Below are 24,747 nucleotides of genomic sequence, written 5' to 3' on the forward strand. Positions count from 1 at the left end.
TTTTTTGTCCGAACCAATAAATACGGGGCTTTTGCGGTTTTTCCCTGCTGTATCTCTACGACGCTTAACGGCCCCCAATGGGGTTTTATTGACGTATAGATATACGTACAGCAAAACCAAGGGAAGTTTTATAGACGTACAGAAGACCGATATTTTGTTTTTAGGGCGCTAGGCAAAACCGGATCAGACCGGGTATGAGCGCGCCGACACTTATCGGAGAATGGATTGAAAACTTTTGCAATCGGAGATGTTCACGGCTGTTTTGATACGCTGAACCTGCTGCTCGAGAAGCTGCCTGTTCAGCGTCGTCTTATTTTCATCGGCGATATCATCAATCGCGGTCCGAAGTCTTTGGAGACGATCCGGGCCGTGATGCGCATGAAGAACGCCGAATGCCTGCTCGGTAATCACGAACTGCATTTCCTTGCGGTCTGCGCAGGTCAAAGAAAACTTTCTCCAAGCGATACGCTTGACCCGATTCTTCAGGCCCCGGATTTGGATGAAATCATCGATTGGCTTCGTCACCGCCCGATGGCGCTCTACGACAAGGGTTTCCTCTGCGTTCATGCCGCAGTGCATCATTCATGGAGCGTGAAGGACTGTCTGAAGCAGGCTTCCAGAGTTGAGGAGTTCCTTCGCTCCGATAAGTGGGAAGCTGAAATCGGTCAAATTTTCGGTAAACAGCAGTGGGAGAAGGGTCTGAAGGGACTTGATCGGCTCAGAGCGATCGTGAATGTGCTGACGCGTACGCGTTATCTGAATGAAGACGGTACGATGGATTTCAGTCAGAAACTTTCACCGGGAGACACGCCGGCGCAGTTCATTCCCTGGTTTAACTACCCCGGCCGCAAAACCGAAAAAGATCCAATCGTCTTCGGGCACTGGTCGACTTTGGGGGAGACCGACTGCCCCAATATTTATCCGCTGGATACCGGATGCCTCTGGGGCGGGAGCCTTAGCGCGATGAAACTTTCAAAGCATCCCATATACATCCGGGAGAAGGCGCCGCTCTACCGCTCTCCTAAGTCGGAAGTGTAATAATTTCTTTAAGAATCTTTGCGTTAGAATAGCCGTCCTCATAGAATTTCATTTCTATGAGTGCGTCTTTTTGTACGCATAACTTATTTTTATTTCTACCGCCACCGGACATAAACCGTGAACGCGAAAAAAATTTATTTAAAGACTTTTGGCTGCCAGATGAATGAATATGATTCCGGCAAAATCGCTGACATCGCCAAAGCAGCACAGGGCTATCAGGTTACAGACAACATCGAAGAAGCGGACCTGATTGTTTTCAACACATGCTCCATTCGAGAAAAAGCTCAGGAGAAAGTTTTCTCAGATCTTGGACGCGCCCGTGAAATCAAAAAATTAAAACCCGGGCTGAAAATTGCCGTCGGAGGGTGTGTTGCAAGCCAGGAAGGCGGGAACATCATTCGTCGCGCGCCTTATGTGGACGTCGTTTTCGGACCTCAGACCCTGCACCGCCTGCCGGAACTTCTGAAAAAGAATGAACAGGAGCATCGTCCTCAGGTAGACATCAGTTTCCCGGAAATCGAAAAATTTGACCATCTGCCCGCACCGACTTCGGAAGCGGCCACTGCGTTTGTCTCCATCATGGAAGGCTGCAGCAAATACTGTTCCTACTGCGTCGTGCCTTATACCCGCGGTGAAGAGTTCTCACGTCCTCTCGAAGACGTTCTGCTTGAAGTCGCGCAGCTGGCAGAGCAAGGCGTCAAAGAAGTGACGCTTCTCGGACAGAATGTGAACGCCTACCGCGGAGAAGGTCCCGACGGAGAGATCGTCGACTTTGCCCTGCTTCTTGAGTACGTCTCGGAAATTGAGGGTATTGAACGAATCCGCTATACCACTTCTCATCCGAAAGAATTCACGAATCGCCTTGTCGAGGCTTACGCAAAGCTTCCTAAATTGGCCAATCACGTGCATCTGCCGGTGCAGGCAGGCAGCGACCGTGTGCTTGCCGGTATGAAACGCGGCTATACCATCCTTGAATACAAGTCGATTGTGCGCAAGCTCCGCGCGGTGCGCCCCGACATTAGTATCGCGACAGACTTCATTGTCGGCTTCCCCAATGAGACAGAGGAAGATTTTGAGAAAACAATGAAGCTCATTCAGGACGTCAAATTCGACGCAAGCTTCTCGTTTGTTTACTCCAAGCGCCCGGGAACACCTGCGGCCGACATGCCGGATGACACGCCGCAGTCCGTTAAATTGGAACGCCTGCAGCGCCTTCAGGCTCTGAATACTGAACATGCTCAGGAAATTTCTCAGAAAATGGTTGGTACGGTCCAAAGATGTCTGGTGGTGGGCGCGGCAAAAAGAGGTGAAGGAAAACTGTCTGCACGCACCGACAATAATCGTATCGTTACTTTTAATGGGCAGCCAAACCTCATCGGGCAAATGATTAATCTGAAAATTACAGATGTATATCCCCACACGCTTGGAGGCGAGATTATTTGATGCCGGATAAAGCACAAAAGGATGTTGGAACGTCCTTAAACCTGTCCCTTCAGATTACGAACAGCGATTTGGCGAGCTTAGTCGGTCCGCTGGATTCAAACCTAACGCAGCTGGAAACTTTCCTAAATGTGGAAATTTCGCGCAGAGGCGCGCATTTTCAGATTCGGGGAGAAACCGCAGCTGCGCGCAAAGCGCTTAAAGCGCTTTCGGACCTGGCCGCTTTTGCCGAAAAAAAGAATTCAGATCTGACAACCGAAGATATTCAGCTGTACTTAGTCGGTCAGAAGGATGCGCCTGAAGAAGTTCAGGCCGAAGAGCCGGTGCCCGAGCTTAGGACAAACCGTAAGGGCCTGCAGGGTAGAACACCGATGCAGCGCAACTATATCCGCAGTATTATCGGACACGACATCTCTTTTGGCGTCGGGCCGGCCGGCACAGGCAAGACCTACTTAGCGGTTGCCGCCGCGGTCAGCGCTTTTGAGAAGGGAGAGGTCGAGCGTATTGTTCTGACTCGTCCCGCGGTCGAAGCCGGCGAAAAACTCGGATTTCTCCCGGGCGATTTAAGTCAGAAGGTTGACCCGTACCTGCGTCCGCTCTATGACGCGCTTTTCGATTTGCTCGGAACCGAAAAAACTCAGCGGCTTCTCGAAAAGCAAAAGATCGAGATTGCGCCTCTCGCATATATGCGAGGCAGAACGTTAAACTCTTCTTTTGTGATCCTTGATGAGGCTCAGAACACAACGCCGGAACAAATGAAGATGTTCCTCACGCGTATCGGTTTCGGCTCTAAGGCCGTTATCACAGGAGATGCGTCGCAGATTGACCTTCCGCGCGGACAGCGCAGCGGATTGGTTGAGGCAGCCAATATCCTTAACGGAGTTCGGGGCATATCGATCACATACTTTACGGCTGCTGACGTCGTGCGCCATCCGTTGGTTGCCCGTATTGTCGAAGCATATGAAAAAGCAGAGAAACGGGAGTATCAGAATGGAAAAAACAACTGATCAGGTTCTGAACAGAGAAGCTGAAGAAGATCCAGAATTGGCGGAGGCGCTTGCGGAAATCGAATCCGAAGGCCCTCAGGACGGAGAACTTTTAATCCATTTGCAGGAAGAGGAAGACGAAGCGCTCGAAATTCCCGCCAAAGAGAATATTGAGCACTGGATTCGCACAGCCGCGCAGGGCCTGCCCGGGGAGCTGACGATCCGCTTTGTCGATGCGGAAGAGGGACTTGAGCTGAACAAGAGTTTCCGCGGCAAAGAAAAACCCACAAACGTTCTGACTTTCGTCTACTGCACAAATCCGATCATGGCAGATATCGCGATCTGTCTTCCGGTTCTGGTGCGTGAGGCGGCCGAACAGAACAAGTCGCTTGAAGAGCATTTGGCGCATTTAGTGGTGCACGGAGTCCTCCACGCCCGAGGTTACGATCATATCGAACAGGACGAGGCCGAGGAGATGGAACAGCTCGAGACTGATATTCTGAACAATCTCGGTTATGATCTTCCTTACCCCGATCGGAATTATGTGCCGCGAGAGCTGCGTTAGATCGCTGAAACTTTTTAAGAAACCGTTTTATGTCAGACAATCCGGAAGAAAGTAAAAAGAATTTTTTTGAGAAACTTTCTGAGAAATTTTTCCATGAAGATGCGCCTGAAAATACTCAGGAGCTCCTTGACGACCTTCATCAGGCCCATGACAAGAAAATCCTGACCGATGACGCCATGCTTATGATCGAGGGCGTTATCCGAGTTCATGAGCTTCGCGCCGAGGATTTGATGATCCCGAGAGCGCAGATGACGGTGATCAATATTTCGGAAGACTCGCAGAGTTGGATTAAAGACGTAGTCAAAGCCGGACATTCGCGCTTTCCTGTGGTCGACGGAGATAAAGACAACGTGCTCGGTATTCTTTTGGCTAAGGATCTGCTTCGCTTGTTTGTGAATCCGCAGTATCAGATTCGAGAGCATCTCAGACAGCCGGTTTATGTGCCGGAATCAAAGCCCGCAGACGTGCTTTTGAAAGAATTCCGCCTGAAAAGAAACCATATGGCGCTCGTGGTCGATGAGTTCGGTTCCATCTCCGGCTTGATTACGATTGAAGATGTGCTTGAGGAGATTGTCGGCGAGATTGATGACGAGTACGACACGGACAAGTCCGCAAGCGACATTGTCTCTGTCGGAGGAAATCACTGGAGAGTTAAAGCCGCAACGCGGATTGATGACTTTAACCGCGTCTTTGGTACGCATTTCTCTGATGATAAGTACGACAGTGTCGGCGGTCTGATCAGCGATGAACTTGAGCATGTTCCGCACGCAGGTGAATTTGTGGATCTCGACGGCTATCGGTTCAAAGTCACGAAAGCAGTCGCGCGGCAGGTTCAGATGCTGAATGTTGAAAAACTTGCGGAACCGGCACCGGTGGAACCAAACTAATTTTGATAACAGCGGGATGAGGAATCGTCCCGTTTTTTATTTGTCAACGTGAAAACAAAAGCACTCTTATATTTTCTTCCCTTGACAGCCGGGGTACTTCAGGGTTTTTCATTTGCGCCGGCCAGAGCCATTCTGCAGCTGATTGCCTTATCCGTTCTATTTATCTGTCTATCAAAGTCTCATGGCGTAAAGCAGGCGTTTGCGCAAGGCTTTCTTTTTGGCTTGGGCTGGTTCTGTTATGCCATTTCGTGGGTGTATGTTTCGATTCATGCCTACGGATATCAGCCCGCTTTTTTTGCGGCAGCGGCAGCGTTTTTATTCGCGGCTTTTCTCTCGATTTTTCCGGCCGCGGCCGCGGCGTTTTCCGCTCTTTCCACTCCGGCATTAAAGAAAGGATTCCCTCTTGCCTTCGTATTAGGGACATCCGCCTCGTGGGGTATATTCGAGTGGCTGAGAAGCTGGGTACTGAGCGGTTTTCCGTGGGCGGCTTCCGCTTACGCGCATGTTGAAGGATCGCTCTCGGGTTATGCGCCGATTGTCGGAGCGACAGGCATTAATTTTCTGTCCGCATTGATTGCAGTGCTTATTGCCGTCTTCGTTCTTTCATTCAGAGATTCGACAAGAAGACTGGTTTGTTTGGCGGCGATGTTTGCGGTAATCACAGGCGGGATCTTTTTTGGACGAATTCAATGGTATGAGCCGGCTGCGCAGGTTCATTTTCAGCTGATTCAGGGCGGAGTCCTACAGGATGAGAAATTTTCTCCGATGGGGACGTTAACGAGTTTTGAACGCTATCTCACTTTGATGAAAGAGGGCGGAGCCGCTGCGGAAACGGTGACGGTGCTGCCTGAGACCATTTTCCCTATTCCTTTGGATCGTCTTCCGAAGGACATTTGGAAGCGTTTTACAGAGGGCACGGATAACGGAAGCCGCATGATTTTCGGCGGATTCACACGAATGAAAGACGGATATGCGAATTCGGTGGTTGAGGTGTCCAAGGGCAGGATCATCGAGAGCTACAGCAAGAGGCATCTCGTTCCGTTCGGAGAATACGTCCCGTTCGGTTTCCGCTGGTTTATCGACATGCTCGGCATTCCGATGGGAGACCTGGTTCGAGGTTCGTCCTCTCAGGCTGCGTTTAATCTCGGAAATGCCCAGGCTGCGCTTTTGCTTTGTTATGAGGATCTCTTTGCTGAAGAAGTGCGGGATTGGTGGACAGACGCTTCGAGTCCGAATGTTCTGATTAACCTGTCCAATCTCGGCTGGTTCGGAGACTCGCTTGCGCTGCCGCAGCATCTGAACATATCCAGGATGCGGGCGATTGAATTTGCTCGTCCGGTGGTGCGTGCTTCCAACACGGGAGCGACAGCGTATGTGGAGCCGGACGGCACTGTGGCGGCGGAATTGCCGTTCATGGCGCCGGGCAAACTCGATGTGACGGTCACAACCGCAAAAGGAGCACCGACCCCGTACGCGCGGAACGGAGATCTTCCTTCCGTGATCTTCATGTTCCTGCTTTTCTTTGCCGCAATTGCGCTTGCGATTACGCGAAAGACTAAACTTAACCGTTTACAATAGAAAAATTGTTTTCAGTTCTCTCATACTGATAAAAATTACCATGCTTACATTTCAAGAAGTGATCCTGCGCCTGCAGGAATATTGGAACGGCCAGGGCTGCGCGCTGCTTCAGCCGATCGACATTGAAGTCGGCGCCGGTACCTCTCATACGGCCACGTTTTTAAGAGCTCTCGGTCCTGAACCGTGGAGAGCCGCCTATGTTCAGCCGTCCCGCAGACCGAAAGACGCGCGTTACGGCGAGAATCCGAACCGTCTGCATCAGCACCACCAGTTTCAGGTTGTCTTAAAGCCGGCTCCCACCGATATCGTGGACCGCTACCTGGGTTCTCTGAGAGCGCTTGGTATTGATACTGAAGTCAATGACATTCGCTTTGTGGAAGATAACTGGGAAAATCCGACGCTGGGTGCCTGGGGTCTGGGCTGGGAAGTCTGGATGAACGGCATGGAAGTCACTCAGTTTACTTATTTTCAGCAGGTCGGCGGCCTCACATGCAAACCGATTACCGGTGAGATTACCTACGGTCTGGAACGTCTGACGATGTACCTGCAGAACTGCGACAACGTTTTCGATTTGGTCTACACCAAATGGCAGGACGCCTCCGGAGATCATGTTCTGACCTACGGCGATGTTTTCCATCAGAATGAGGTCGAACAGAGTCACTACAACTTCGAAGCAAGTGATCCCGAGAAACTGCTTAAGCAGTTTGACTACTTCGAAAGCGAAGCCAAGAGACTAATGGATCTGAATCTTGCGCTTCCCGCCTATGAAATGGTTCTGAAAGCGGGACATACATTTAACCTTCTGGACGCCAGAGGCGCGATCAGTGTGACTGAACGTGCCGCCTACATCGGCCGTATCCGTCAGATTTCCAGGGCAGTCGCGCAGAGCTACTACGACTCGAGAGAGCGTCTGGGCTTCCCGATGTGTCAGCCCAAAGCATAACGAGAAGAGGTTGGAAAATGGCTACATTATTGATTGAAATTCAGACAGAAGAACTGCCGCCGAAAGCTTTGGAAAATCTTTCTTCCGCTTTTGCCGCTTCTCTTTTCGACAGCTTGAAAGAGCAGGGTTTTACCGCCGAGGATTCGAAAGTGACCGCCTTTGGTGCGCCTCGCAGAATCGCGGCGGAAGTGACCGCGATTTCCGAGCGCTCTCCTGATAAACCTTTCCGTCAGAAACTGGTTCCCGCCAAGATCGGTCTGGACGCCGACGGAAACGCAACAGCTGCGCTCAAAAAGAAAATGGCTGCGCTCGGTATCGAATGCGAACCGTCTCAGCTTGCGGTTGTCAATGACGGCAAGCAGGATCAGCTTTACTACGATGGTATCAAGCCGGGCGTTCTTCTTGCCGAAGGTCTGCAGGCAGCTTTGGATAAGGCGGTGAAACAGCTTCCGATTCCTAAGGTCATGTCTTATCAGCTTGAAGACGGAAGAACCGTTGAATTCGTTCGTCCGGTTAAGCATTTAGTCGCGCTTCTTGACGATAAGGTTGTCGATGTTGAACTCTTCGGTCTCAAGGCCGGCAGAGACACGCGCGGACATCGCTTCCACTGCAAGGCGCCGGTCGAAATCACGAGCGCCGAGAGCTACGCCAAAGAAATGGAAGCTGCCAAGGTTATTCCTTCTTTTGACGAAAGAAGAAACAAGATGGTTCAGGAACTCAAAGACGCCGCTAAGCGTCTTGATGCTGAAATCATCATGCCGCAGGATTTGGTGAACGAAGTGGCTGCGCTCACTGAGTGGCCCGTGGTATACGACTCCAGCTTTGACGAAGAATTCCTTTCCGTGCCGGAAGAATGTCTGATTCTTACCATGCAGCAGAATCAGAAGTATTTTGCGCTGCGTGATCAGAACGGCAAACTCAAGAACCGCTTCCTTTTGGTCTCACAGATTGAGGCAACGGACGGCGGAGACGCTATCCGCTCCGGCAACGCCCGCGTGGTGCGCGCAAGACTGGCGGACGCCAAATTCTTCTACGACCAGGACAAGCTTCAGCCGCTTGAGTCGAGAGTTTCCGGACTTTCCAATGTGGTTTACCACAACAAGCTTGGCACACAGCTCGAAAGAAGCGAACGTGTTCGCAAAATCGCCCAACAGGTCGCCAAGAAGATTGATGCGGATCCGAAACTTGCCGACCGCGCTGCGATGCTTGCCAAGGCTGACCTGCGTACGCTCATGGTCGGAGAATTTCCCGAGCTTCAGGGCATTATGGGCGAGTACTACGCCGAGCATGATAAAGAAGACGCAAAAGTCGCTTTGGCGATTCGCGAGCATTATCAGCCGAGATACGCCGGCGACGAGCTGCCTTCCACCAGAGAAAGTCTTGCGGTTGCGCTTGCAGACAAGATGGAAACTCTGGCCGGACTCTTTGGTATCGGTCAGCTTCCGACCGGAGAGAAGGATCCCTTCGCTCTGCGCCGTCACGCTCTGGGCGTTCTGAGAATGCTGATGGAAAAAGAGCTTCCGCTTTCTTTGGATGATCTGATTCAGATTGCGATGCAGGTCGAGATGACCGCTCCCGGAGTGAAAGATACCTCTGACGAGCTTCGTCAGTTCTTCACCGACCGTCTGCGCGTCATGCTCAAGGATAAAGGCTACTCCGCACACGAAGTGGAATCCGTTATCGAAGTCCGCCCCGAACTTCTCAGCGATATTCCCAAACGACTTAAAGCGGTACACGACTTCATGGGCATGCCTGAAGCCGAATCTTTGGCCGCCGCGAATAAGCGAATTGAGAACATTCTCAAGAAGTCTTCCGGAGAAACCGGCAGCGAAGTGGATGCGGCTCTCTTAGTCGAACCCGAAGAAAAAGCGCTTTATGAGGCGATTTCCAAGGTCGAACCGAAACTCGGCGCAGATTACAGCGCCGGTCACTACGACGCCGTTCTGAAGGAACTTGCGCCGCTTAAAGCGCCGGTTGACGCCTTCTTCAATAAAGTTATGGTCAATGCTGAGGATCCGAAACTCAAGAGGAATCGTCTGACGCTTCTGAATGAGCTTCACAAAGCGATGAATAAGGTAGCGAAGCTTTCGTGCCTGGCTTCCTAATTCGCTGAATCAGGGCCGCGTATGCGGCCCTTCGTGTCTCTGAGACATTCAAATTTATATTGAATCAGAATGAAAGTAATTTACGGTTTGCGTTCTGCAGTCTTCTGGCTGTTTTTTGTAGTGCTCCTTTTCATTTACGGTTTTGCGCTCTTAGTGTGTATTCCGTTCTGCCGGCAAAGCGGACGCTATGCCATTATCCGATCCTGGTGCCGCGTCATCGTAGTGCTGATGAAGGCTATATGTGGCGTGGACTATCGCTTTATCGGGATGGAAAATATTCCGAAGAAAGGTCCTTTTATTCTTCTTTCAAAGCATCAGTCCGGATGGGAGACATTGGCGCTCACCGCCTTTGTGCCGCGCCGCCTGAGCTATATCTATAAAAAAGAGCTTCACAAGATTCCGATTTTCGGCTGGGGTTTGGCTTCATTGGGCATGTTCAGCATCGACCGAGCTCAGGGGCGCAATGCTTTTGCTCTGATGAAGCAGGAAGTTCCTAAATTCTTTGAAAAGGGCTGGGGCATTATCCTGTTCCCTGAGGGCACACGCACGGCTCCGGGACAAGTGGTGAAATATAAAAGCGGCGGGGCGCGCTTGGCAGAATGCACCGGCGCTCCGGTGATCCCTGTTGCGCTTAACTCCGGTGAATGCTGGCCGAAACACTCTTTTGTGATTCGTCCGGGACTGGTTAATGTTGTCTTTAACTCTCCGATTAACCCGGAAGGTATGAGTGCGCACAAACTCAACGAGAAGGTGTTTGAGATTATCGAAAACGAAATGGCCAAAATCTCGCCGAAGTTTTACCGAAAAAAATCCGGCGAACAGCAGTGAGACTTGCCTGTGTAAGCTGCTCGCATAATAAAAAGTTAATACAAAAAGGCTGACGACGTGAATGATCCGTTTGATTTCGACAGACTCATAGACAGGGTTTCCAAAAAGATCAATGACTCACTTTCTTCGCTGTTCTCGTCCTATAAGCTGGGTGAAGTCCTGGAAGTTATCCATGGCAGCAGGAAGATTCACGTGAGAGTGATTTACGGGAAAAAATGCAGAAAGTCGGTTCTTTCTCCGTGTGACGATCAGGATATGGATTATGCGCTTTTGGTGCCTTTTAATATGCGCTCCGATCAAGTGCTTGCGGCGCTCTACAGAGAGATTGAGCGGGAGCTGAGTCCCAAGCTGCAGCATATCCGCAGCAGGAGAGGGGGCGCTGAAGTTGATCTGAATGGAGAAACGGTGCAGATTCAGGTCATTCGATCTAAACGCGCCAAGTCATACCGCGCCTCTTTCAAAGACGGTGAAGTGCGTCTTACGGTTCCTACAGGCGGAACAAAGGAGCGCGGACTGCTTTGGCTGGACGAAAATCTGCGAGCCCTGGAGAAATGGCATACGGAGTATCTGCGGCAGCTTCAGAAGCAGAAGGAAGCTTCAAGTCAGCTTTCAGTGAACAGAAAAGTCACTATCTACGGCGAAGAGCACCGACTCGTTTTTGTCAATAATCGAAGAGATGAGGGCGTCGGTGCGGGAGAGATTCGCGTCTGTCCTCCTAAAGACACGAATGACGACAAACTATGGGAGACGGCGATTACCAGAGTGCTGAAAGAAGAGATTAGACAGTACGCTCTGGAGCAGATTCTTTTGAAGACATCATCGATTGATGATTTAGGCATTCCGTTTTCCAAGCTCATCATTTCTTCGGCACAGACACGCTGGGGAAGCTGCTCAGTGAGAGGCATTGTTCGACTGAACTGGAGGGCGGTATTTCTGCCTAAGGACGTGATCGATTATCTTATCTGTCACGAGCTCGCGCATCTCAAGCACATGAACCACTCAAAGAACTTTTGGGCCAGGGTGGAAATGTACTGTCCGAACTATCGCGAGTTCGAGAGAAAGCTTAAAGGCTACTCAATCAGTCACAGCGTCCTTTAATCGACCACGGTTCCCGGGATTGTGATCGAAACATTGTTTTCGCTTACCAAGCGCGCCAAGCGTATGAAATTCTCAACCGGAATGGTTTCCGCGCGCTGCTCGGGCTGAATCCCGGCTTCTCGGATCATATCGTCGGAAATCCATTTAGAGAGGTTGTTGCGCAGGGTCTTTCTTCGCATAGCGAATGAGGCCGCGACAACGTCATGGAAAGCTTTTTCATCCACTTCCGCAGGATTTTCCAGCGGAATCATTCGCACAACGGAAGAGACGACTTTCGGTGCAGGCGTAAAGGCTTCAGGCGGCACGTCAAAGAGCTTGGCCATGCGGTACTTGTGCTGAAGCATCACGGAGAGTCTGCCGTAGGTTTTGCTCCCCGGCGCGGCTGTCATTCGATCGACGACTTCTTTTTGAAGCATGAAATGCTGATCGACTACACGGTCGGAGATTTCCGCAAGCTTAAACAGCAGCGGAGAAGAAATGTTGTAGGGCAGATTTCCGACAACACGAAGTTTTTCTCCTTCGGAAAACGTTCTCCAGTCAAACTTCAGCGCGTCGGCTTCTATGATCGTCAGCGCGCCTGAAGAAAACTGCGTACGCAGCCATGCGGCCAGGTCACGGTCAATTTCAACGCAGAAAATGTGAGAGGCGCCGGCAATAAGCTGTCGGGTGAGGGCGGCCTGGCCCGGTCCGATTTCAATAATTTTCTGACCTTGCTGCGGATCAACCGCATCGGCGATTTTCTGAATCCAGTAGTCGTCGTTGAGAAAGTTCTGCCCGAATCTTTTACGGGCTTTGTGATGTTTTAAGACTTCTGCCATAGGAAAAAAGACGCTTAGGTTCTCTAAGCGTCTTAGTATGAAACATTATTCAGCGGGTTTATTGACGCGCTTCTCAATATAAGCTTCGCTCATCAGTTTGCGTTCCCAGTCAAGCATCGCATCATCGAGCTTCTGCTCTCTGAGGATGTCTCTCGCCTGCTGTTTCAGGCGTTCGTTGACACCGCTTTGGTTTCTGCGTTCCAGTACCTGGAAGATGTGCCAGCCGTAGGGAGTTTTTACCGGAGCGCTAACTTCGCCCGGGCTGAGTTTCGACAGCATCTGCTCAATTTCCGGAGGAAGATCTCCCGGGTAAAGCCAGCCGAGATCGCCGCCTCTGGTACCTGAGGGATCAGCAGAATGCAGACGGGCAAGAGAGGCAAAATCGCCGTCACCTTTATCAAGGCGGTCCTTAAGCTGATTTAGACGCGTGACGACGACATTCTCAGGCGTGACATTGGTCGGACGCATCAGGATCTGACGCAGGTGCGTCTGAGTGACGGTCTGAGAGGCGGTGTCGCCGGGATCGCGTACGCCGAGGATTTTATAAATCAGGAATGAGTTGGGCGTACGAACCGGAATAATGTCGCCGGTCTTGTGTTTTTTTACCGCGTCAAGAACAAAACTCGGCAGTCTGCCTGCGGGAATCCAGCCCATTACACCGCCTTCCATCGCTTCGGGCGCTCTGGAGTAGCGAGCTGCGAGCTGACCGAAGTCCGCACCTTTGGACGCCTGCGTCAGTGCGATGTTTGCCTGTCGAGTGGCTTCATCCACGTCTTTCTGTGTCGGATTGGCGGGCAATCCGATGACGATGCGGGCGAGACGGTACTGAATACGTTTTTCAGGTCCGAGCTGATCCTTAATAAACTGATCAACTTCGCTTTCCGGGATCTGAATTTTGTCGTCAACTTCTCGCTCTCGAAGTCTCTGGGTAATCAGTTCGCTACGAATTCCGGACTTAAAGGTTCTGAAAGAAACACCGTCCTGCGCGAGTTTCTTTTCAAGCTGAGGAACTGTAAGACCGTTGTTCTGAGCAATTTGCTCAATGGCGCCGTTCATCATATTGTCGTCGATGCGGATGCCGGAGGCCTGAGCTTTCTGCTCAATGATTCGTTCAAGAATCATACGGTCAAGAACCTGATTTCTCAGATTGTTCATCGGCGGAAGCGTAATTTTCTGCTGACGAAGAGACATAGCGGCCTGGTGCACCCGCTGCTGAAGCTCGATTTCCGTAATGACGTCGTGATTGACAACCGCGGCGATGCGGTCGACAGGAATAATCTGCTGAGCGGCCGCTTTGGTTTCCGTGCTTTTAGCTTTAGGCGCGGCCTGTGCGGCTGAAACACAAGCAGCGACGGAAAAAGCCAAGCTGACAGAAAGAGTGAGAACAGAAAGTTTTTTCATATATCTTTATTCGTAATAATCGTAACGACCTACCTCAACGGGCCTTGGTCCCAGAGGCTGATAGCCTGAAATTCCTTCACTTAGGGCCTCAATCGGGCTGGAACCGACGGTGCCGAGTCCTACAAGCTGAAGCTCAAAGAAGAAGTTTGTTGTTGTTCTGCCTTCGCTTCGGATATATCGCTGAATTGCTCCGCGCAGAATCCAGCAGCCGGCTCGGTATTCCAATCCGGCCAAAGAGTCAACAACTCGATGGTCACGCAAGGAGTAATTGTACCTGCCTAAAGCGTAAAGGTCCTTAACAATGGGCCACTGGAAAGAGAAGTCCACTTGTCTGATGTTGGTGTTGTAGTAAGCGTCTCGCTTATCGTTGGGGTTGTAGTTGTAAAGGTAATAAAGAGAAACAGTGGAGAATTTTCTCGGGTTATAGCGAACGCCTGCCGTTGTCTTGGAAACTTTAGACCATTCCGAGGAATACTGCACCATACCTTCGATACGCCAATCCTGATAGAAAGAGAACTGCGCAGAGGCGAGCAGGTCGCTTCGGTTCTTCGTTTTCGCAGGATCCGACCAATACAGCCCGACTTGATTGTTTTCAAAGTAATAGCGCTGACCGACGCTGGCGGTAAACCATTCTTTGCCTGTTCCGGCATCGAGCATGCGCGTGGTCAGGATTGCAGAAAGCTGGTTGGTGTTGGCAATTCGGTCGCTTCCGGTGTACTTATTCGGCGAGAAAAGTTCGGCGAAGTTCATGTCGGCTTCCGAGCTGTCGAAGTTAGGCAGATGGCTCTGATCGCGATAAGGGATATACGCGTAAAAGAGTCTCGGCTCCAGTGTCTGCTCAGTCTCTCGTCCGAAGAATGTAGTGTTTCGCTCGAACACCAGTCCGGAATCCAAGGAGTAAATCGGAACAAGACGCGAACCGGATCTGTCGACGTAAGAAGCAGCGTCGTGAATGTCACGGTACCAAGCCATGTTGTACTGGAACTTGGGTGTGATGAACCAGAACGGCCCCATCAGCGGATAAGAAATTGAGGAATCCAGAAGGGTTCGATATCCGTCGCCGCTCAAATGATGGCGCCCCACGGTGGAGCCCGCGCCTCGGTCAAATCGGGTCGCTGTCAGACGGGAGGTCAGTGTAAAGCCGTGGAAATCTGCGACGTTGCCGCTGAGATTAAACTCAGGAACTTTTTCATAGGGCTTTTCGGTCTGTCTGCGCCCGCCCGGAGCAAGCGTCTGATTTTTGTAGACGCCTAAAGATGTACTCCAGTATGTCTTTCCGTAACTTAACCAAACTTTCTGATTCAGAATGTTTTCACTGGACTCACGAATGGTCGTGGAAAAGTCCGAAATGTAGTCGTTGTCGGATACGCGCTGGTAATCTACGCCGAGCGTCGGACCGCCTCTGCCCAGACGCTGAAAGTGCTTCCACGACAGCGCGTAGCGTCTGTCCTTGGTTTCCTTGTCCTTGAAAATCACGTCATAGGTAAGTTCACCGCTGAAGGACGGCTGCAGATACCGGAATTCATTGCCCAGGAGCACGCCGCGCTTGGACATGGGTTTCGGCGTGAAGGTGTAATCGTAGTTAGGCGCGATATTCCAATAGAACGGAAGCTCAAGATTCACGCCGAGCGTCGAGTTGATTCCGAATCTGGGTGTTAAGAAACCGGTCTTGCGCTCGCTTCCGACAGGGAAGCTGAAATAGGGACTCGCAAAAATCGGAACTCCGCCCAGATAAAGCGTCGCGTTTCTGCCGACTGCGGACTCGTCAAGCTGGTCGTAGTCCACGGAATCCGCTGTAATCCACCAGGCTTCCTCTCCTTCACGGCAGGTTGTGATGACCGCGTTGCACATCTTGGCTCTGCCGCCTCCGAGCAGCTCGACTTTATCGGAGGTGCCTCTCATTTCATTCGGAAGGTAACGGAATGTCGCATCAGGCATTTCACCGGTTTCGGCGTCAAGCCGATAAGTCAGTTCCGGCCCTTTGAAAACAGTACCGTTTCTTGCAACGAGCGCGTTTCCCTTCGAATAAACTTCGTCGGTGGAAAAAGTGTATGTGATTGTATCTCCGCGAAGAACGGCGCCGCCGCGACGGACTTCCGCATCGTCGTAAAGTTCAATCTTCTCGTTGGTCCGCCCGACCATGCGGTAGGCGCTCAGATAGGTTGGAGCTTCATCTCTTTCGGTCGGCGCCTGCTCGTTCAAACCTCTGGATAGGCGCAGACGCAGGCCTTCATTGGAAAGAGCAGTCGCGTCGGAAGCATCCTTTGAGTCAGCGGCGGAAACACAAAGGGGGAGTGCCAGCGCTACAGCGGAGCACAAAGGGAGAACACGAATTCGAGACATACGTCTTTTTCTGCGAAATAAACAGCTAAACATTAAAATTGCTTGGATCTGAGAAGATTGATTATAAGGGCAAAGAAGAGACTCTCTTGAATCTCTCCCAATAAACAAGAGGTGCTTAAAGATGACTGAAAGACAAATGCGGCTGAAGGATTGGCTTAGCGGATTTTCGGATCGGTACGGATTAAAGCTTGACACTATGAGAACGGCATCTGCGGACGCCGGCTTCAGAAGCTACTTCCGAATCGACGGAAAAGAGACGACCTATATCGTTATGGACTCTCCCGGAGAAGCGGACAACATCGCGCCGTTTATCCACGCCGATGAAGTCTTCGCTCAGGCAGGCTTAAATGTCCCCAAGATCTATGAAGAAAACCGAGAACTCGGCCTCATGCTGATTTCGGATTTAGGCACCAAAACTTATCTTGATGTTCTGGACCATGACAACGCCGATCGGCTGATGGGGCAGGCGACAGATGCCTTGGTTAAACTTCAGGCCGCAAGCAAACCGGATGTTTTTCCTGCGTATTCGGCTGAACTGCTTCGCTCTGAGCTCGAACTCTTTCCGCAGTGGTTCGTAAAGCGTCATTTGGGGATGGAAATTACTCCTGAGCTTAGAAGCATGTTTGATCGTACCTTCGCGCTGATTATTGCGAAGAATCTGGATCAGGCCAATGTTTATGTTCATCGGGATTTCATGCCGCGCAATCTGATGCTCACAGAGAAAGGCAATCCGGGCGTGATTGATTTTCAGGACGCGGTTTACGGACCTGTGAGCTACGACATCGCATGTCTTTGCCGTGACGCGTTTATTTCCTGGGAAGAAACACAGACTCTGGATTGGACGATCCGCTATTGGGAAAAGGCCCGCAAAGCAGGTGTTCCGGTTCCCTCTGACTTCGGCCGTTTCTGGGAAGACGTTGAATGGATGGCGATTCAGAGACATTTAAAAGTTCTCGGAATATTTGCGCGTCTTAACTATCGCGACGGCAAGCCTAAATATTTAGGCGATACTCCTCGGTTCCTCAATTACGTTAAAGCGACCAGCCGTCGCTTCGACGCGCTGAGACCGCTCTCCCGCTTTATCGATACCATTATCGGAGAGCAGGAACAGGTCGGATATACCTTCTGATCATCGGAGTCTCGGAATTGAAGATCATGATCCTAGCCGCGGGCCGAGGCACACGCATGAGAGAGCTGACGGAGAGGACGGCAAAACCGCTGCTTTCTCTGTGGGGCCGACCGATGCTCGAGTGGCAGCTGCTCAAAGCTAAGGAAGCGGGTTTTAGCGGCGCAGTCATCAACACAGCGCACCATTCGGAATTATTTGACCGTTACGCCGGCTCAAAAGTTATGCCGGGACTCAATATTGAAATATCCAAGGAAGGCGAGGATTTTTCCGGCGCGCTTGAAACCAAAGGCGGAATCGTTAAGGCTCTTCCGCTGCTGAGTGACGGTAAAGAGCCCTTTGCGGTGGTGAGCGGAGATATTGTGACGGCCTACGATTACCGTCAGCTGCGAGCGGCTGCTGAAGCAGTTCGCTGCGGCCGATTTGACGCGCATCTGGTGCTGGTTCCGAATCCGTACTTTAAAGATACCGGTGACATGGATGTGCGCGAAGGACTCGTCTATCGGGAGCCTAAGCGATTGACCTATGGCAATATCGCGGTTTTTTCTCCTCGTATTTTTGAGAAGGAGTCAGCTGAAAAGGCGCCTCTTTTCCCTTGGCTCTATCAGTTTGTTGATGCGGGCAGAGTGAGCGGCGAGCTTTACTGCGGGCCGTGGGCAAATGTCGGAACGCCGGAGGATTTAGCGCACTTCGGACGGGAACGCAATTTTGCGGTGACAGAGGCCTGAGATGGAGAATTTTGATTCGCGCACGGTGCTGAATGTTGCAAATGTAGAAATACCCGGGCGTGTTTTTCTTGCGCCTATGGCCGGAATCACGGATCTTCCGTACCGCCGAATCTGCAGAGCGCACGGAGCGGCCTATGCGGTTGCGGAAATGGTCGCAAGTCAGGCGCAGCTGAGGACATCCCGAAAGTCGCAGGAGCGGTTTAATCTCAAGGGCGAGCAGGCGCCTCGGGGAATCCAGCTTCTCGGCTGTTTTTCGCAGGACTTGGCCGACAGCGCGCGTTACGCGGCTGAGTGCGGCGCTCAGATTATCGATCTCAACTGCGGCTGTCCCGCAAAAAAAGTCTGCAGTGTGGCGAGCGGCGCGGCGCTCCTCGCGAACGAAGATTTAGTGAAGGAGCTGCTTGAAGCCATGGTGTCCTCCGTTAGCGGCCCGGTCACGCTTAAATATCGGACCGGAACGGACGAAGCGCACATTAATGCGGTTAGGATTGCCAAAATGGCTGAAAGCGTCGGCGTGCAGATGCTGACACTTCACGGAAGAACCCGGGCGCAGGCGTTTCGGGGTGAAGCTGAATATGAAACGATTAGACAGGTAAAACAGGCGGTCGGCATTCCGGTCATTGCCAACGGCGATATAGGCAGCGGCGCCAAGGCGCTTCAGGTCTTGCAAGAGACGGGGGCGGACGGCGTACTGATCGGCAGAGCGGCAATGGGCAACCCATGGATTTTTGAAGAAATCAGCGCCGCGCTTGATGGGCGCCGCTATGTTCCGCCGTCCAAGAAAGCCGTTATAGACGTGATTGCCGAACACACGGAGGCGCACTTATCTTTTTACGGAAGCGAACGAGGTCTTAAGACAATTCGCAAACATATAAGTTGGTACTTTAAACGGTTAGACTTATGCACAGACTATTTAAAGCGGCTTTATGAAGAAAACACGCCCTCAGGGCTGCAGCAGGCACTTGTCCGAATACTTGAGGATGAGCTGCCGGACAGTGAATCAGCCATGGCAGGCGTTCTCTTTCCATTAGAGCCAAAACCACATCTCCCACACCATGAGGAAAGCAAAGATGAAAAAACAGGCGTTGATTAGCTGTTCTGACAAATCCGGCGTTGTTGAATTCGCCAGAGAACTTTCGGAACTCGGCTATCACATTTTGTCCACCGGCGGTACGGCCAAACTGATTAGCGAAGCCGGCATTCCTGTCCAGGAAGTCGCTGACTACACCGGTTTCCCGGAAATGCTTGACGGTAGAGTTAAGACACTCAACCCGAAGATTCATGCCGGAATTCTCGCCCGCAGACCCGTGGAGGAGCATATGGAGGCGCTCAAGGCTCACGATATCGATCCGATTGATATCGTTGCCGTGAACCTTTATCCGTTTGAACAGGCCATTGCGAACCCGAACTGCACGTTTGAAAACGCGATTGAAAATATCGATATCGGCGGTCCGACAATGATCCGCGCTGCGGCGAAAAACCATGAAAGCGTCACGGTGATCGTCTCTCCGGCCGACTATCGCAAAGTGATCGAAGAAATTAAGGGAAAAGGTGAAGTCTCCGCCGAGACTCGCCTTGCGCTTGCCAAAAAGGTATTCGTCCATACCGCGCACTACGACGCCATGATCTCGAACTACCTGACAAGCATCGAAGGCAATGACGTGACCACACGTTCGAAATTCCCGGACAGTCTGACTCGCCAGTGGGTTAAGGTTCAGGATATGCGTTACGGCGAAAATCCGCATCAGGAAGCCGCTTTCTATCGTGAACGTCAGGTTGCGCCGGGTCTTCTGGCCGGCTATGTTCAGCATCAGGGCAAAGAGCTTTCCTACAACAATATCGCTGACAGCGATGCGGCTTGGGAAGCAGTGAGAAGTTTTGATACACCTGCCTGCGTCATTATCAAACACGCGAATCCGTGCGGCGCCGCTATCGGACTTGACGCGGCCGAGGCTTACAGTAAAGCGTTTAAGTGCGATCCGACATCTGCATTCGGCGGCATTATCGCTTTTAACTGCCAGGTTGGCGCAGAAGCGGCTGAAAAGATTTCCAAGCAGTTCGCCGAAGTGATCATTGCTCCGGAATTTACAGAGGAAGCGCTTGCGGTATTCGGTCAGAAGAAGAATCTTCGTCTGCTGACGGTTGCCATGGGACATGCGCACAACGATTTGGATATGAAGCGCGTCGGCGGCGGTTTGCTTGTTCAGACACCGGACACTCAGACGGTTAAAGAAGATGCTCTGAAGTGCGTAACGAAACTGCAGCCCACGAGTGCTCAGATTTCCGACATGATGTTTGCATGGAAGATTGCGAAATTTGTGAAGTCCAACACCATCGTGTTTGTGCGCGATGGCATGACTCTTGGTGTCGGCGCCGGTCAGATGAGCCGCGTGGATTCTGCAAGGATCGCCTCGATCAAAGCGGAAGAAGCCGGTATTAGCCTGAAGGGCAGCGTTGCCGCTTCCGACGCCTTCTTCCCGTTCCGTGACGGTCTTGATGTGATTGTTGACGCGGGTGCCACTGCCGTTATTCAGCCGGGCGGATCGATTCGCGACGACGAAGTGATCGCCGCTGCTGATGAACGCGGAATTACAATGGTCTTCACGGGCGAGCGTCATTTCCGCCACTAAAAAGTGTGACCAAATTTGGGCCGAATTGCTGAGAATTCAGCAATTCGGTTTCGATTTGATAGAGAATTCAAATATATATTGGAAGTATTTTCCTTTTGTCCGCATGGTTCGGAACGGGCTGCTCGGGCAGGAGACAAGAAGTAAGGAGAGAGGGAATTCTATGAGTGCAAACGCGATTGAAATGAGGAGACGTTTGTTTCTTAAATCATTGGGCGCGGCAGCTGTTGCCAGTACTATGAGTTCCTCTTTTGCACAGCTGAAGGTGGATATTTTAGGCGTGGGAGCGAATCAGTTCCCAATTGCCATTCCCGCCTTCATTGGCAATGAAGGTGCTCCCGAGAACATCGCGGAGATTGTCGGCAATGACTTGGTGAGAAGCGGAGCGTTCCGTCTTGTGGACGGACCGGTTCCGACCTCGTATGACATGACGCCCGAGTGGAGCAAAATTTCCGCTGTTGGAGCCGGAGCATACGTCATTGGAGAGGTAAAAAAGACACCTGACGGACGCTATGATCTGCAGTTCAGACTCTTTGATCCGGTCAAACGGCAGGAAACCGACGAGGCGAACTTTGTCTGTGCCAAAGACGATTTGAGACTATATGCTCATAAAATTGCAGACCGTATTTTTGAACGACTGACCGGAGAAAAGGGAGACTTTGCCAGCCGCATCGCTTATGTGGCACAGCAGGGACGCAAGAGTTTCGCGATTATGGTCGCCGACAGTGACGGGCATAATCCTCAGGCGGCACTGCGCAGCAAGGAACCCATCATTTCGATCGCCTGGTCTCCTAACGGCCGGCAGATTGCCTACACCACTTTTGAAACGGGCAAGCCGACGGTTTGGATTCACGATTTGAGCACCGGCAAAAGACGTCAGGTCGCGGGCTTCCGCGGCAACAACAGCGCTCCGGCGTTCAGCCCCGACGGAAACACGCTTGCGGTGGCACTCTCCAAGGGCGGCATTACGAAGATATATCTGATGAACGTCAACGGTCAGAATGTTCGTCCGTTTACCGAAGGCAGCAGCATTGATACCGAGCCCGCGTTTAGCCCGGACGGACAGTACATTTACTTCACGAGCGACAGAGGCGGAAATCCGCAAATCTATCGCAAGCCGGTGGGCGGCGGAAGCGCCGAGCGCGTGAGCTTCGGCAACGCTTATGCGGTCAGCCCGGCAGTCAGCCCGAAGAATGACCAGCTTGCTTACATCGTACGCAGCGGCGGAACCTTCCAGCTGGTCCAGCAGGACTTGGCAACCGGCAATGTGATTCCGCTGTCGCAGGTCGGTAAAAACGAATCTCCAAGTTATTCTCCTAATGGGAATATGATTATTTACGCCGCAGAAGTCGGCGGGAAAGGTGTTTTGTCTACAGTCTCTACAGACGGCAGCGCAAAATCCCGGCTTTCTGGTTTGAGTGGGGATATCAGAGAACCAGCTTGGGGCCCCACGATTAGTTAAAAGGAATTTGAAATGCAGTTTTCAAAATTAGCGTTATGCGCATCCGCAGCCGCGGTTCTGTTTTCACTGACTGCCTGCTCGACAGTCGATCTTGATAAAGATAAGGACGGCAGCAATGTCGCCGACGGGACTTCTGTTGAAGAAATGCTGAACAGCAAGGACGGTCCTCTTGCCAACCGCTCGGTTCACTTCGATTTCGACAGTTACTCTGTCAGCGCCGACCAGATGCCGGTCGTGACAAATCACGCACAGTTCCTCGCTGCGCACAAGGACCTTAACGTTCGCCTCGAAGGCAACACTGACGAGCGCGGCGGCCGTGAATACAACCTCGCTTTAGGGCAGAAACGTGCAGAAGCGGTCAAACAGCGTATGACTCTGATGGGTGTTTCTCCCGAACAGATCGAAACCATCAGCTTTGGTAAGGAAAAACCGAAAGCGCTCGGCCATGACGAATCTTCATACTATGAAAATCGTCGTGTTGACATTAACTACCAGATCAAATAATCCGTAATGAAAAAAGTCGTTCTCGCGGTTCTCGGCACCGTTTTACTCACTGTTAATACTTCAGCGTATGCCCTTTTCGGAGACGATGAGGCACGCAAAGCGATTATTGAACTTCGCAGTCAGCTCAAGGCGCAGCAGGATATTCAGATGAATCTCTACGACCGTCTTGAGAGCCTGACCAAAGAAGTGCAGACCCTTCGCGGTCAAGTGGATGTGCTGAACAACTCCTTAGGCAAGGAACGCGAGAACGCTCAAAGTATTTACGGCAGTCTGCAGAGCCGTCTTGACGAAATGGACCCGAAAGCCAAGGCGGCTCAGGCGGTGTCCGATAAGGAAATCGCTGCCGAACAGGAGCTCAATAAATGTCTGGAAGTCTTTAAGAAGGGAGATGCCAATAAGGCAATCGCCTGCTTCAGCACGATCACAACTAAGTACCGTGCGACCAAAACCTATCCGACAGCACTGTATTGGCTCGGAAGCAGCTATTACATGAAAGGCGATTTCGCTAAGACTATTGGGACTGAAAACAAGTTCATCGCAAGCTATCCGGAACATAAGCAGGTTTCCGAAGCCTATCTTCTGGTCGGTATGGCTCAGATGGACTCAAAGAAAACGGATGAAGCCAATAAAACCTTCCGTAAGCTGATTCAGTTATTCCCAAAGAGCGGCGCCGCCGCAATTGCGAAAAAGCAGTTAGGTTCCTAACGAATACAAGCCGCGGATTCCGCGGTTTTCTTTTGACCGACTCTGAAGACGGGGAAAGGGTATTCTCATTTTGTGACGCTTCAGGCGGCTGACCTCCTAAAGCTTATTAAGCTACAGAAAAAGAGACAGCGAGCGCGGGGATCCTGCGCTCAGAAAAAAAATTTTAGGAGGTCACCGTGAGTTTGCTGCGCACGTGCTGGTTCTATTTCGTATGTTTAATTGCCGGTGTTCTGACCGGTTTTGTGGGCGGCTATTTTCAGGTCTTTCTTCATCGAGCGGACCATCTTAGGCTGTATTTATCCGCATGGGCGCATCAAATCGGATTTTTTGAAGGGTTCTGTCTCATTCTCCTGATCTGTGTCGGAGCAGCTGTGATTGGCAGGGCTCTGGTACGATTTGCCCCGACCGCAGGCGGCAGCGGTATTCAATATGTTGAAGCGGCATGGCGTCAGGAAGTGGAGCCGGCAAGACTTCGTGTCGTGTTTGTGAAGTTTATCGGCGGCCTGCTGACACTTGGCAGCGGTATGGCTCTCGGACGTGAAGGTCCGACCGTTCAGATGGGAGCTGCTCTTGGAGCGACCCTTGGCCGATGGCTGAAATTTACGCCTGAAGAGCTGCGTTTTCTCACGATCGCTTCGGCCGGCACCGGCCTGGGTGTGGCGTTTTCTTCTCCGCTTGGCGGATCTATGTTTACCTTTGAGGAAGTGACCAAGGACATTCGTATGAATTTGGTCATTCCAACGCTGATCTGTGCGTTTGCGGGTTGTACGGTTTCCATGACCATTCTCGGCATGCAGCCGGATTATCATGTGATCTCTCGAGCATTCGCGCTTCCTAATTTTAAGGAGGCTGCCGCCTATATCTGCTTTGGTGTATTTATGGGCGCGATGGGCCCGCTCTATAACAAGCTGGTTCTTTGGCTTCTGGACGCCAATAAGTATTTTTCTTCGCTTCTTCCGGAGGTTAAAGCGGCTTTAGTCGGAGTAGTGGTTGCGGCTTTGGTTTATTTTGCTCCGGGTCTTTCCGGCGGCGGAGACCTGCTTGCTCAGCAGATGCTCAATTACTCTTTCCCGATCATGACCATCCTCGCCATTGGCCTGATTCGTTGGTTCTTCGCTCCGCTTTGTTATTCAACCGGAGTACCGGGCGGACTTTTCTCGCCCTTGCTCCTGATGGGCGGCATACTAGGTCAGTTCTTCATCTGGATACTTAATCTGTTCGGCCTCAATCTGAATCCGATGGCTTTCTGCGCCGTAGGAATGAGCGCGTTCTTCGCCTCGACAATTTGTGCGCCGATTACCGGGGTGCTTCTGATTCTGGAAATGACGGCCTGCTGGGATCTGACGCTTCCCATGATGATTGCTTCAGCGCTTGCGTTCTTTACCTCTCAGGCGCTGAAGAGCATGCCGGTATATACCGCTCTGAGGCTTCGTATTCCCGAGGTCAAAGCCCTGGAGGAAAAAGGTGTTAAGGTCCTTGGTCCGGCACCGATTCCAAAAGATCTTTCATAAAGAAAAAAGGCCTCTTTCAATGTGCTGAAAGAGGCCTTTAAGTTTACAAGGAGA

At 51.6% G+C, this 24,747-nt stretch carries 21 protein-coding genes; 18 read left to right on the forward strand and 3 right to left on the reverse strand.

Translation table 11 applies throughout. The features are described from left to right. The first annotated feature begins 225 nt into the window (after positions 1 to 225). The 10 genes from E5987_RS03635 to E5987_RS03680 all read left to right on the forward strand — a co-directional run bounded on the left by E5987_RS03635 (position 226) and on the right by E5987_RS03680 (position 11,468). Positions 226 to 1,038 carry a symmetrical bis(5'-nucleosyl)-tetraphosphatase gene (locus tag E5987_RS03635; protein ID WP_160334731.1) on the forward strand — a complete coding sequence of 271 codons (813 nt, stop codon included), beginning with the start codon at positions 226 to 228 and terminating at the stop codon, positions 1,036 to 1,038. Between the two features lie 117 nt (positions 1,039 to 1,155). After that, positions 1,156 to 2,481: a tRNA (N6-isopentenyl adenosine(37)-C2)-methylthiotransferase MiaB gene (gene miaB / locus E5987_RS03640; protein WP_160334732.1), complete on the forward strand. Its 1,326-nt coding sequence runs from the start codon at positions 1,156 to 1,158 to the stop codon at positions 2,479 to 2,481. Next, entirely contained in the window at positions 2,481 to 3,485 is a 1,005-nt protein-coding gene (locus tag E5987_RS03645) for a PhoH family protein (protein ID WP_160334733.1), read from the forward strand. Before miaB ends, E5987_RS03645 begins: the two co-directional genes overlap by 1 nt. Next, positions 3,469 to 4,029 (forward strand): rRNA maturation RNase YbeY, encoded by a 561-nt coding sequence (gene ybeY, locus E5987_RS03650; RefSeq protein WP_160334734.1) that lies wholly within the window; start codon positions 3,469 to 3,471, stop codon positions 4,027 to 4,029. The genes E5987_RS03645 and ybeY overlap by 17 nt, the downstream gene beginning before the upstream one ends. Positions 4,030 to 4,058: 29 nt before the next feature. Next, complete coding sequence (locus tag E5987_RS03655; RefSeq protein WP_160334735.1) at positions 4,059 to 4,916, forward strand: HlyC/CorC family transporter; 858 nt, start codon at positions 4,059 to 4,061, stop codon at positions 4,914 to 4,916. Between the two features lie 48 nt (positions 4,917 to 4,964). After that, complete coding sequence (gene lnt / locus E5987_RS03660) at positions 4,965 to 6,494, forward strand: apolipoprotein N-acyltransferase (protein ID WP_160334736.1); 1,530 nt, start codon at positions 4,965 to 4,967, stop codon at positions 6,492 to 6,494. Positions 6,495 to 6,534: 40 nt separating this feature from the next. Next, complete coding sequence (gene glyQ / locus E5987_RS03665) at positions 6,535 to 7,437, forward strand: glycine--tRNA ligase subunit alpha (RefSeq protein ID WP_160334737.1); 903 nt, start codon at positions 6,535 to 6,537, stop codon at positions 7,435 to 7,437. Between the two features lie 17 nt (positions 7,438 to 7,454). Further along, positions 7,455 to 9,542, forward strand: a complete 2,088-nt coding sequence (gene glyS / locus E5987_RS03670) for a glycine--tRNA ligase subunit beta (protein WP_160334738.1) — start codon at positions 7,455 to 7,457, stop codon at positions 9,540 to 9,542. A 69-nt stretch (positions 9,543 to 9,611) separates the two neighbouring features. Next, entirely contained in the window at positions 9,612 to 10,370 is a 759-nt protein-coding gene (locus E5987_RS03675; protein WP_160334739.1) for a lysophospholipid acyltransferase family protein, read from the forward strand. Between the two features lie 57 nt (positions 10,371 to 10,427). Then, positions 10,428 to 11,468 carry a M48 family metallopeptidase gene (locus E5987_RS03680; RefSeq protein ID WP_160334740.1) on the forward strand — a complete coding sequence of 347 codons (1,041 nt, stop codon included), beginning with the start codon at positions 10,428 to 10,430 and terminating at the stop codon, positions 11,466 to 11,468. Here E5987_RS03680 and rsmA read toward each other — a convergent pair. Genes rsmA through E5987_RS03695 form a run of 3 tightly spaced genes read right to left on the reverse strand, consistent with a single transcriptional unit; the run spans position 11,465 to position 16,030 of the window. Continuing rightward, the gene (rsmA, locus tag E5987_RS03685) at positions 11,465 to 12,286 is read right to left on the reverse strand and encodes a 16S rRNA (adenine(1518)-N(6)/adenine(1519)-N(6))-dimethyltransferase RsmA (RefSeq protein ID WP_160334741.1); all 822 of its coding nucleotides are present in this window, start codon (positions 12,284 to 12,286) and stop codon (positions 11,465 to 11,467) included. The genes E5987_RS03680 and rsmA overlap by 4 nt on opposite strands. Positions 12,287 to 12,331: 45 nt before the next feature. Further along, on the reverse strand, positions 12,332 to 13,687 hold the full coding sequence (locus tag E5987_RS03690) for a peptidylprolyl isomerase (RefSeq protein ID WP_160334742.1): 1,356 nt from the start codon (positions 13,685 to 13,687) through the stop codon (positions 12,332 to 12,334). A gap of 6 nt (positions 13,688 to 13,693) precedes the next feature. After that, a complete protein-coding gene (locus E5987_RS03695) occupies positions 13,694 to 16,030 on the reverse strand; it encodes an LPS-assembly protein LptD (protein WP_160334743.1) in 2,337 nt (778 codons plus the stop codon). A 121-nt stretch (positions 16,031 to 16,151) separates the two neighbouring features. Between E5987_RS03695 and E5987_RS03700 the strand changes: the two genes are divergently transcribed. The 8 genes from E5987_RS03700 (at position 16,152) to E5987_RS03735 (ending at position 24,693) form a co-directional block, all read left to right on the forward strand. Continuing rightward, positions 16,152 to 17,159, forward strand: a complete 1,008-nt coding sequence (locus E5987_RS03700; protein WP_160334744.1) for an aminoglycoside phosphotransferase family protein — start codon at positions 16,152 to 16,154, stop codon at positions 17,157 to 17,159. 26 nt (positions 17,160 to 17,185) lie between these two features. Next, positions 17,186 to 17,884 carry a nucleotidyltransferase family protein gene (locus E5987_RS03705; protein WP_237178722.1) on the forward strand — a complete coding sequence of 233 codons (699 nt, stop codon included), beginning with the start codon at positions 17,186 to 17,188 and terminating at the stop codon, positions 17,882 to 17,884. Position 17,885: 1 nt separating this feature from the next. Then, complete coding sequence (gene dusB / locus E5987_RS03710; RefSeq protein ID WP_160334746.1) at positions 17,886 to 18,977, forward strand: tRNA dihydrouridine synthase DusB; 1,092 nt, start codon at positions 17,886 to 17,888, stop codon at positions 18,975 to 18,977. Further along, positions 18,955 to 20,514 carry a bifunctional phosphoribosylaminoimidazolecarboxamide formyltransferase/IMP cyclohydrolase gene (purH, locus tag E5987_RS03715; protein ID WP_160334747.1) on the forward strand — a complete coding sequence of 520 codons (1,560 nt, stop codon included), beginning with the start codon at positions 18,955 to 18,957 and terminating at the stop codon, positions 20,512 to 20,514. The genes dusB and purH overlap by 23 nt, the downstream gene beginning before the upstream one ends. 193 nt (positions 20,515 to 20,707) lie before the next feature. Continuing rightward, positions 20,708 to 21,973: a Tol-Pal system beta propeller repeat protein TolB gene (gene tolB, locus E5987_RS03720; protein ID WP_237178716.1), complete on the forward strand. Its 1,266-nt coding sequence runs from the start codon at positions 20,708 to 20,710 to the stop codon at positions 21,971 to 21,973. A 12-nt stretch (positions 21,974 to 21,985) separates the two neighbouring features. Further along, a complete protein-coding gene (gene pal / locus E5987_RS03725) occupies positions 21,986 to 22,477 on the forward strand; it encodes a peptidoglycan-associated lipoprotein Pal (protein WP_160334749.1) in 492 nt (163 codons plus the stop codon). Between the two features lie 6 nt (positions 22,478 to 22,483). After that, positions 22,484 to 23,182, forward strand: a complete 699-nt coding sequence (locus E5987_RS03730) for a tetratricopeptide repeat protein (protein ID WP_160334750.1) — start codon at positions 22,484 to 22,486, stop codon at positions 23,180 to 23,182. Between the two features lie 176 nt (positions 23,183 to 23,358). Then, on the forward strand, positions 23,359 to 24,693 hold the full coding sequence (locus tag E5987_RS03735; RefSeq protein WP_160334751.1) for a ClC family H(+)/Cl(-) exchange transporter: 1,335 nt from the start codon (positions 23,359 to 23,361) through the stop codon (positions 24,691 to 24,693). Positions 24,694 to 24,747: the final 54 nt, after the last annotated feature.

It is taken from the genome of Parasutterella muris, assembly GCF_009767915.1.
GTDB classification, from domain to species: Bacteria; Pseudomonadota; Gammaproteobacteria; order Burkholderiales; family Burkholderiaceae_F; genus Parasutterella; species Parasutterella muris.

Coding starts and splice junctions, on each gene's coding strand:
- ybeY (WP_160334734.1), top strand. CDS start 3,469: ATGGAAAAAACAACTGATCAGGTTCTGAACAGAGAAGCTGAAGAAGAT.
- E5987_RS03730 (WP_160334750.1), top strand. CDS start 22,484: ATGAAAAAAGTCGTTCTCGCGGTTCTCGGCACCGTTTTACTCACTGTT.
- glyQ (WP_160334737.1), top strand. CDS start 6,535: ATGCTTACATTTCAAGAAGTGATCCTGCGCCTGCAGGAATATTGGAAC.
- pal (WP_160334749.1), top strand. CDS start 21,986: ATGCAGTTTTCAAAATTAGCGTTATGCGCATCCGCAGCCGCGGTTCTG.
- E5987_RS03695 (WP_160334743.1), bottom strand. CDS start 16,030: ATGTCTCGAATTCGTGTTCTCCCTTTGTGCTCCGCTGTAGCGCTGGCA.
- E5987_RS03700 (WP_160334744.1), top strand. CDS start 16,152: ATGACTGAAAGACAAATGCGGCTGAAGGATTGGCTTAGCGGATTTTCG.
- dusB (WP_160334746.1), top strand. CDS start 17,886: ATGGAGAATTTTGATTCGCGCACGGTGCTGAATGTTGCAAATGTAGAA.
- E5987_RS03705 (WP_237178722.1), top strand. CDS start 17,186: ATGATCCTAGCCGCGGGCCGAGGCACACGCATGAGAGAGCTGACGGAG.
- rsmA (WP_160334741.1), bottom strand. CDS start 12,286: ATGGCAGAAGTCTTAAAACATCACAAAGCCCGTAAAAGATTCGGGCAG.
- E5987_RS03645 (WP_160334733.1), top strand. CDS start 2,481: ATGCCGGATAAAGCACAAAAGGATGTTGGAACGTCCTTAAACCTGTCC.
- glyS (WP_160334738.1), top strand. CDS start 7,455: ATGGCTACATTATTGATTGAAATTCAGACAGAAGAACTGCCGCCGAAA.
- purH (WP_160334747.1), top strand. CDS start 18,955: ATGAAAAAACAGGCGTTGATTAGCTGTTCTGACAAATCCGGCGTTGTT.
- E5987_RS03675 (WP_160334739.1), top strand. CDS start 9,612: ATGAAAGTAATTTACGGTTTGCGTTCTGCAGTCTTCTGGCTGTTTTTT.
- E5987_RS03655 (WP_160334735.1), top strand. CDS start 4,059: ATGTCAGACAATCCGGAAGAAAGTAAAAAGAATTTTTTTGAGAAACTT.
- E5987_RS03690 (WP_160334742.1), bottom strand. CDS start 13,687: ATGAAAAAACTTTCTGTTCTCACTCTTTCTGTCAGCTTGGCTTTTTCC.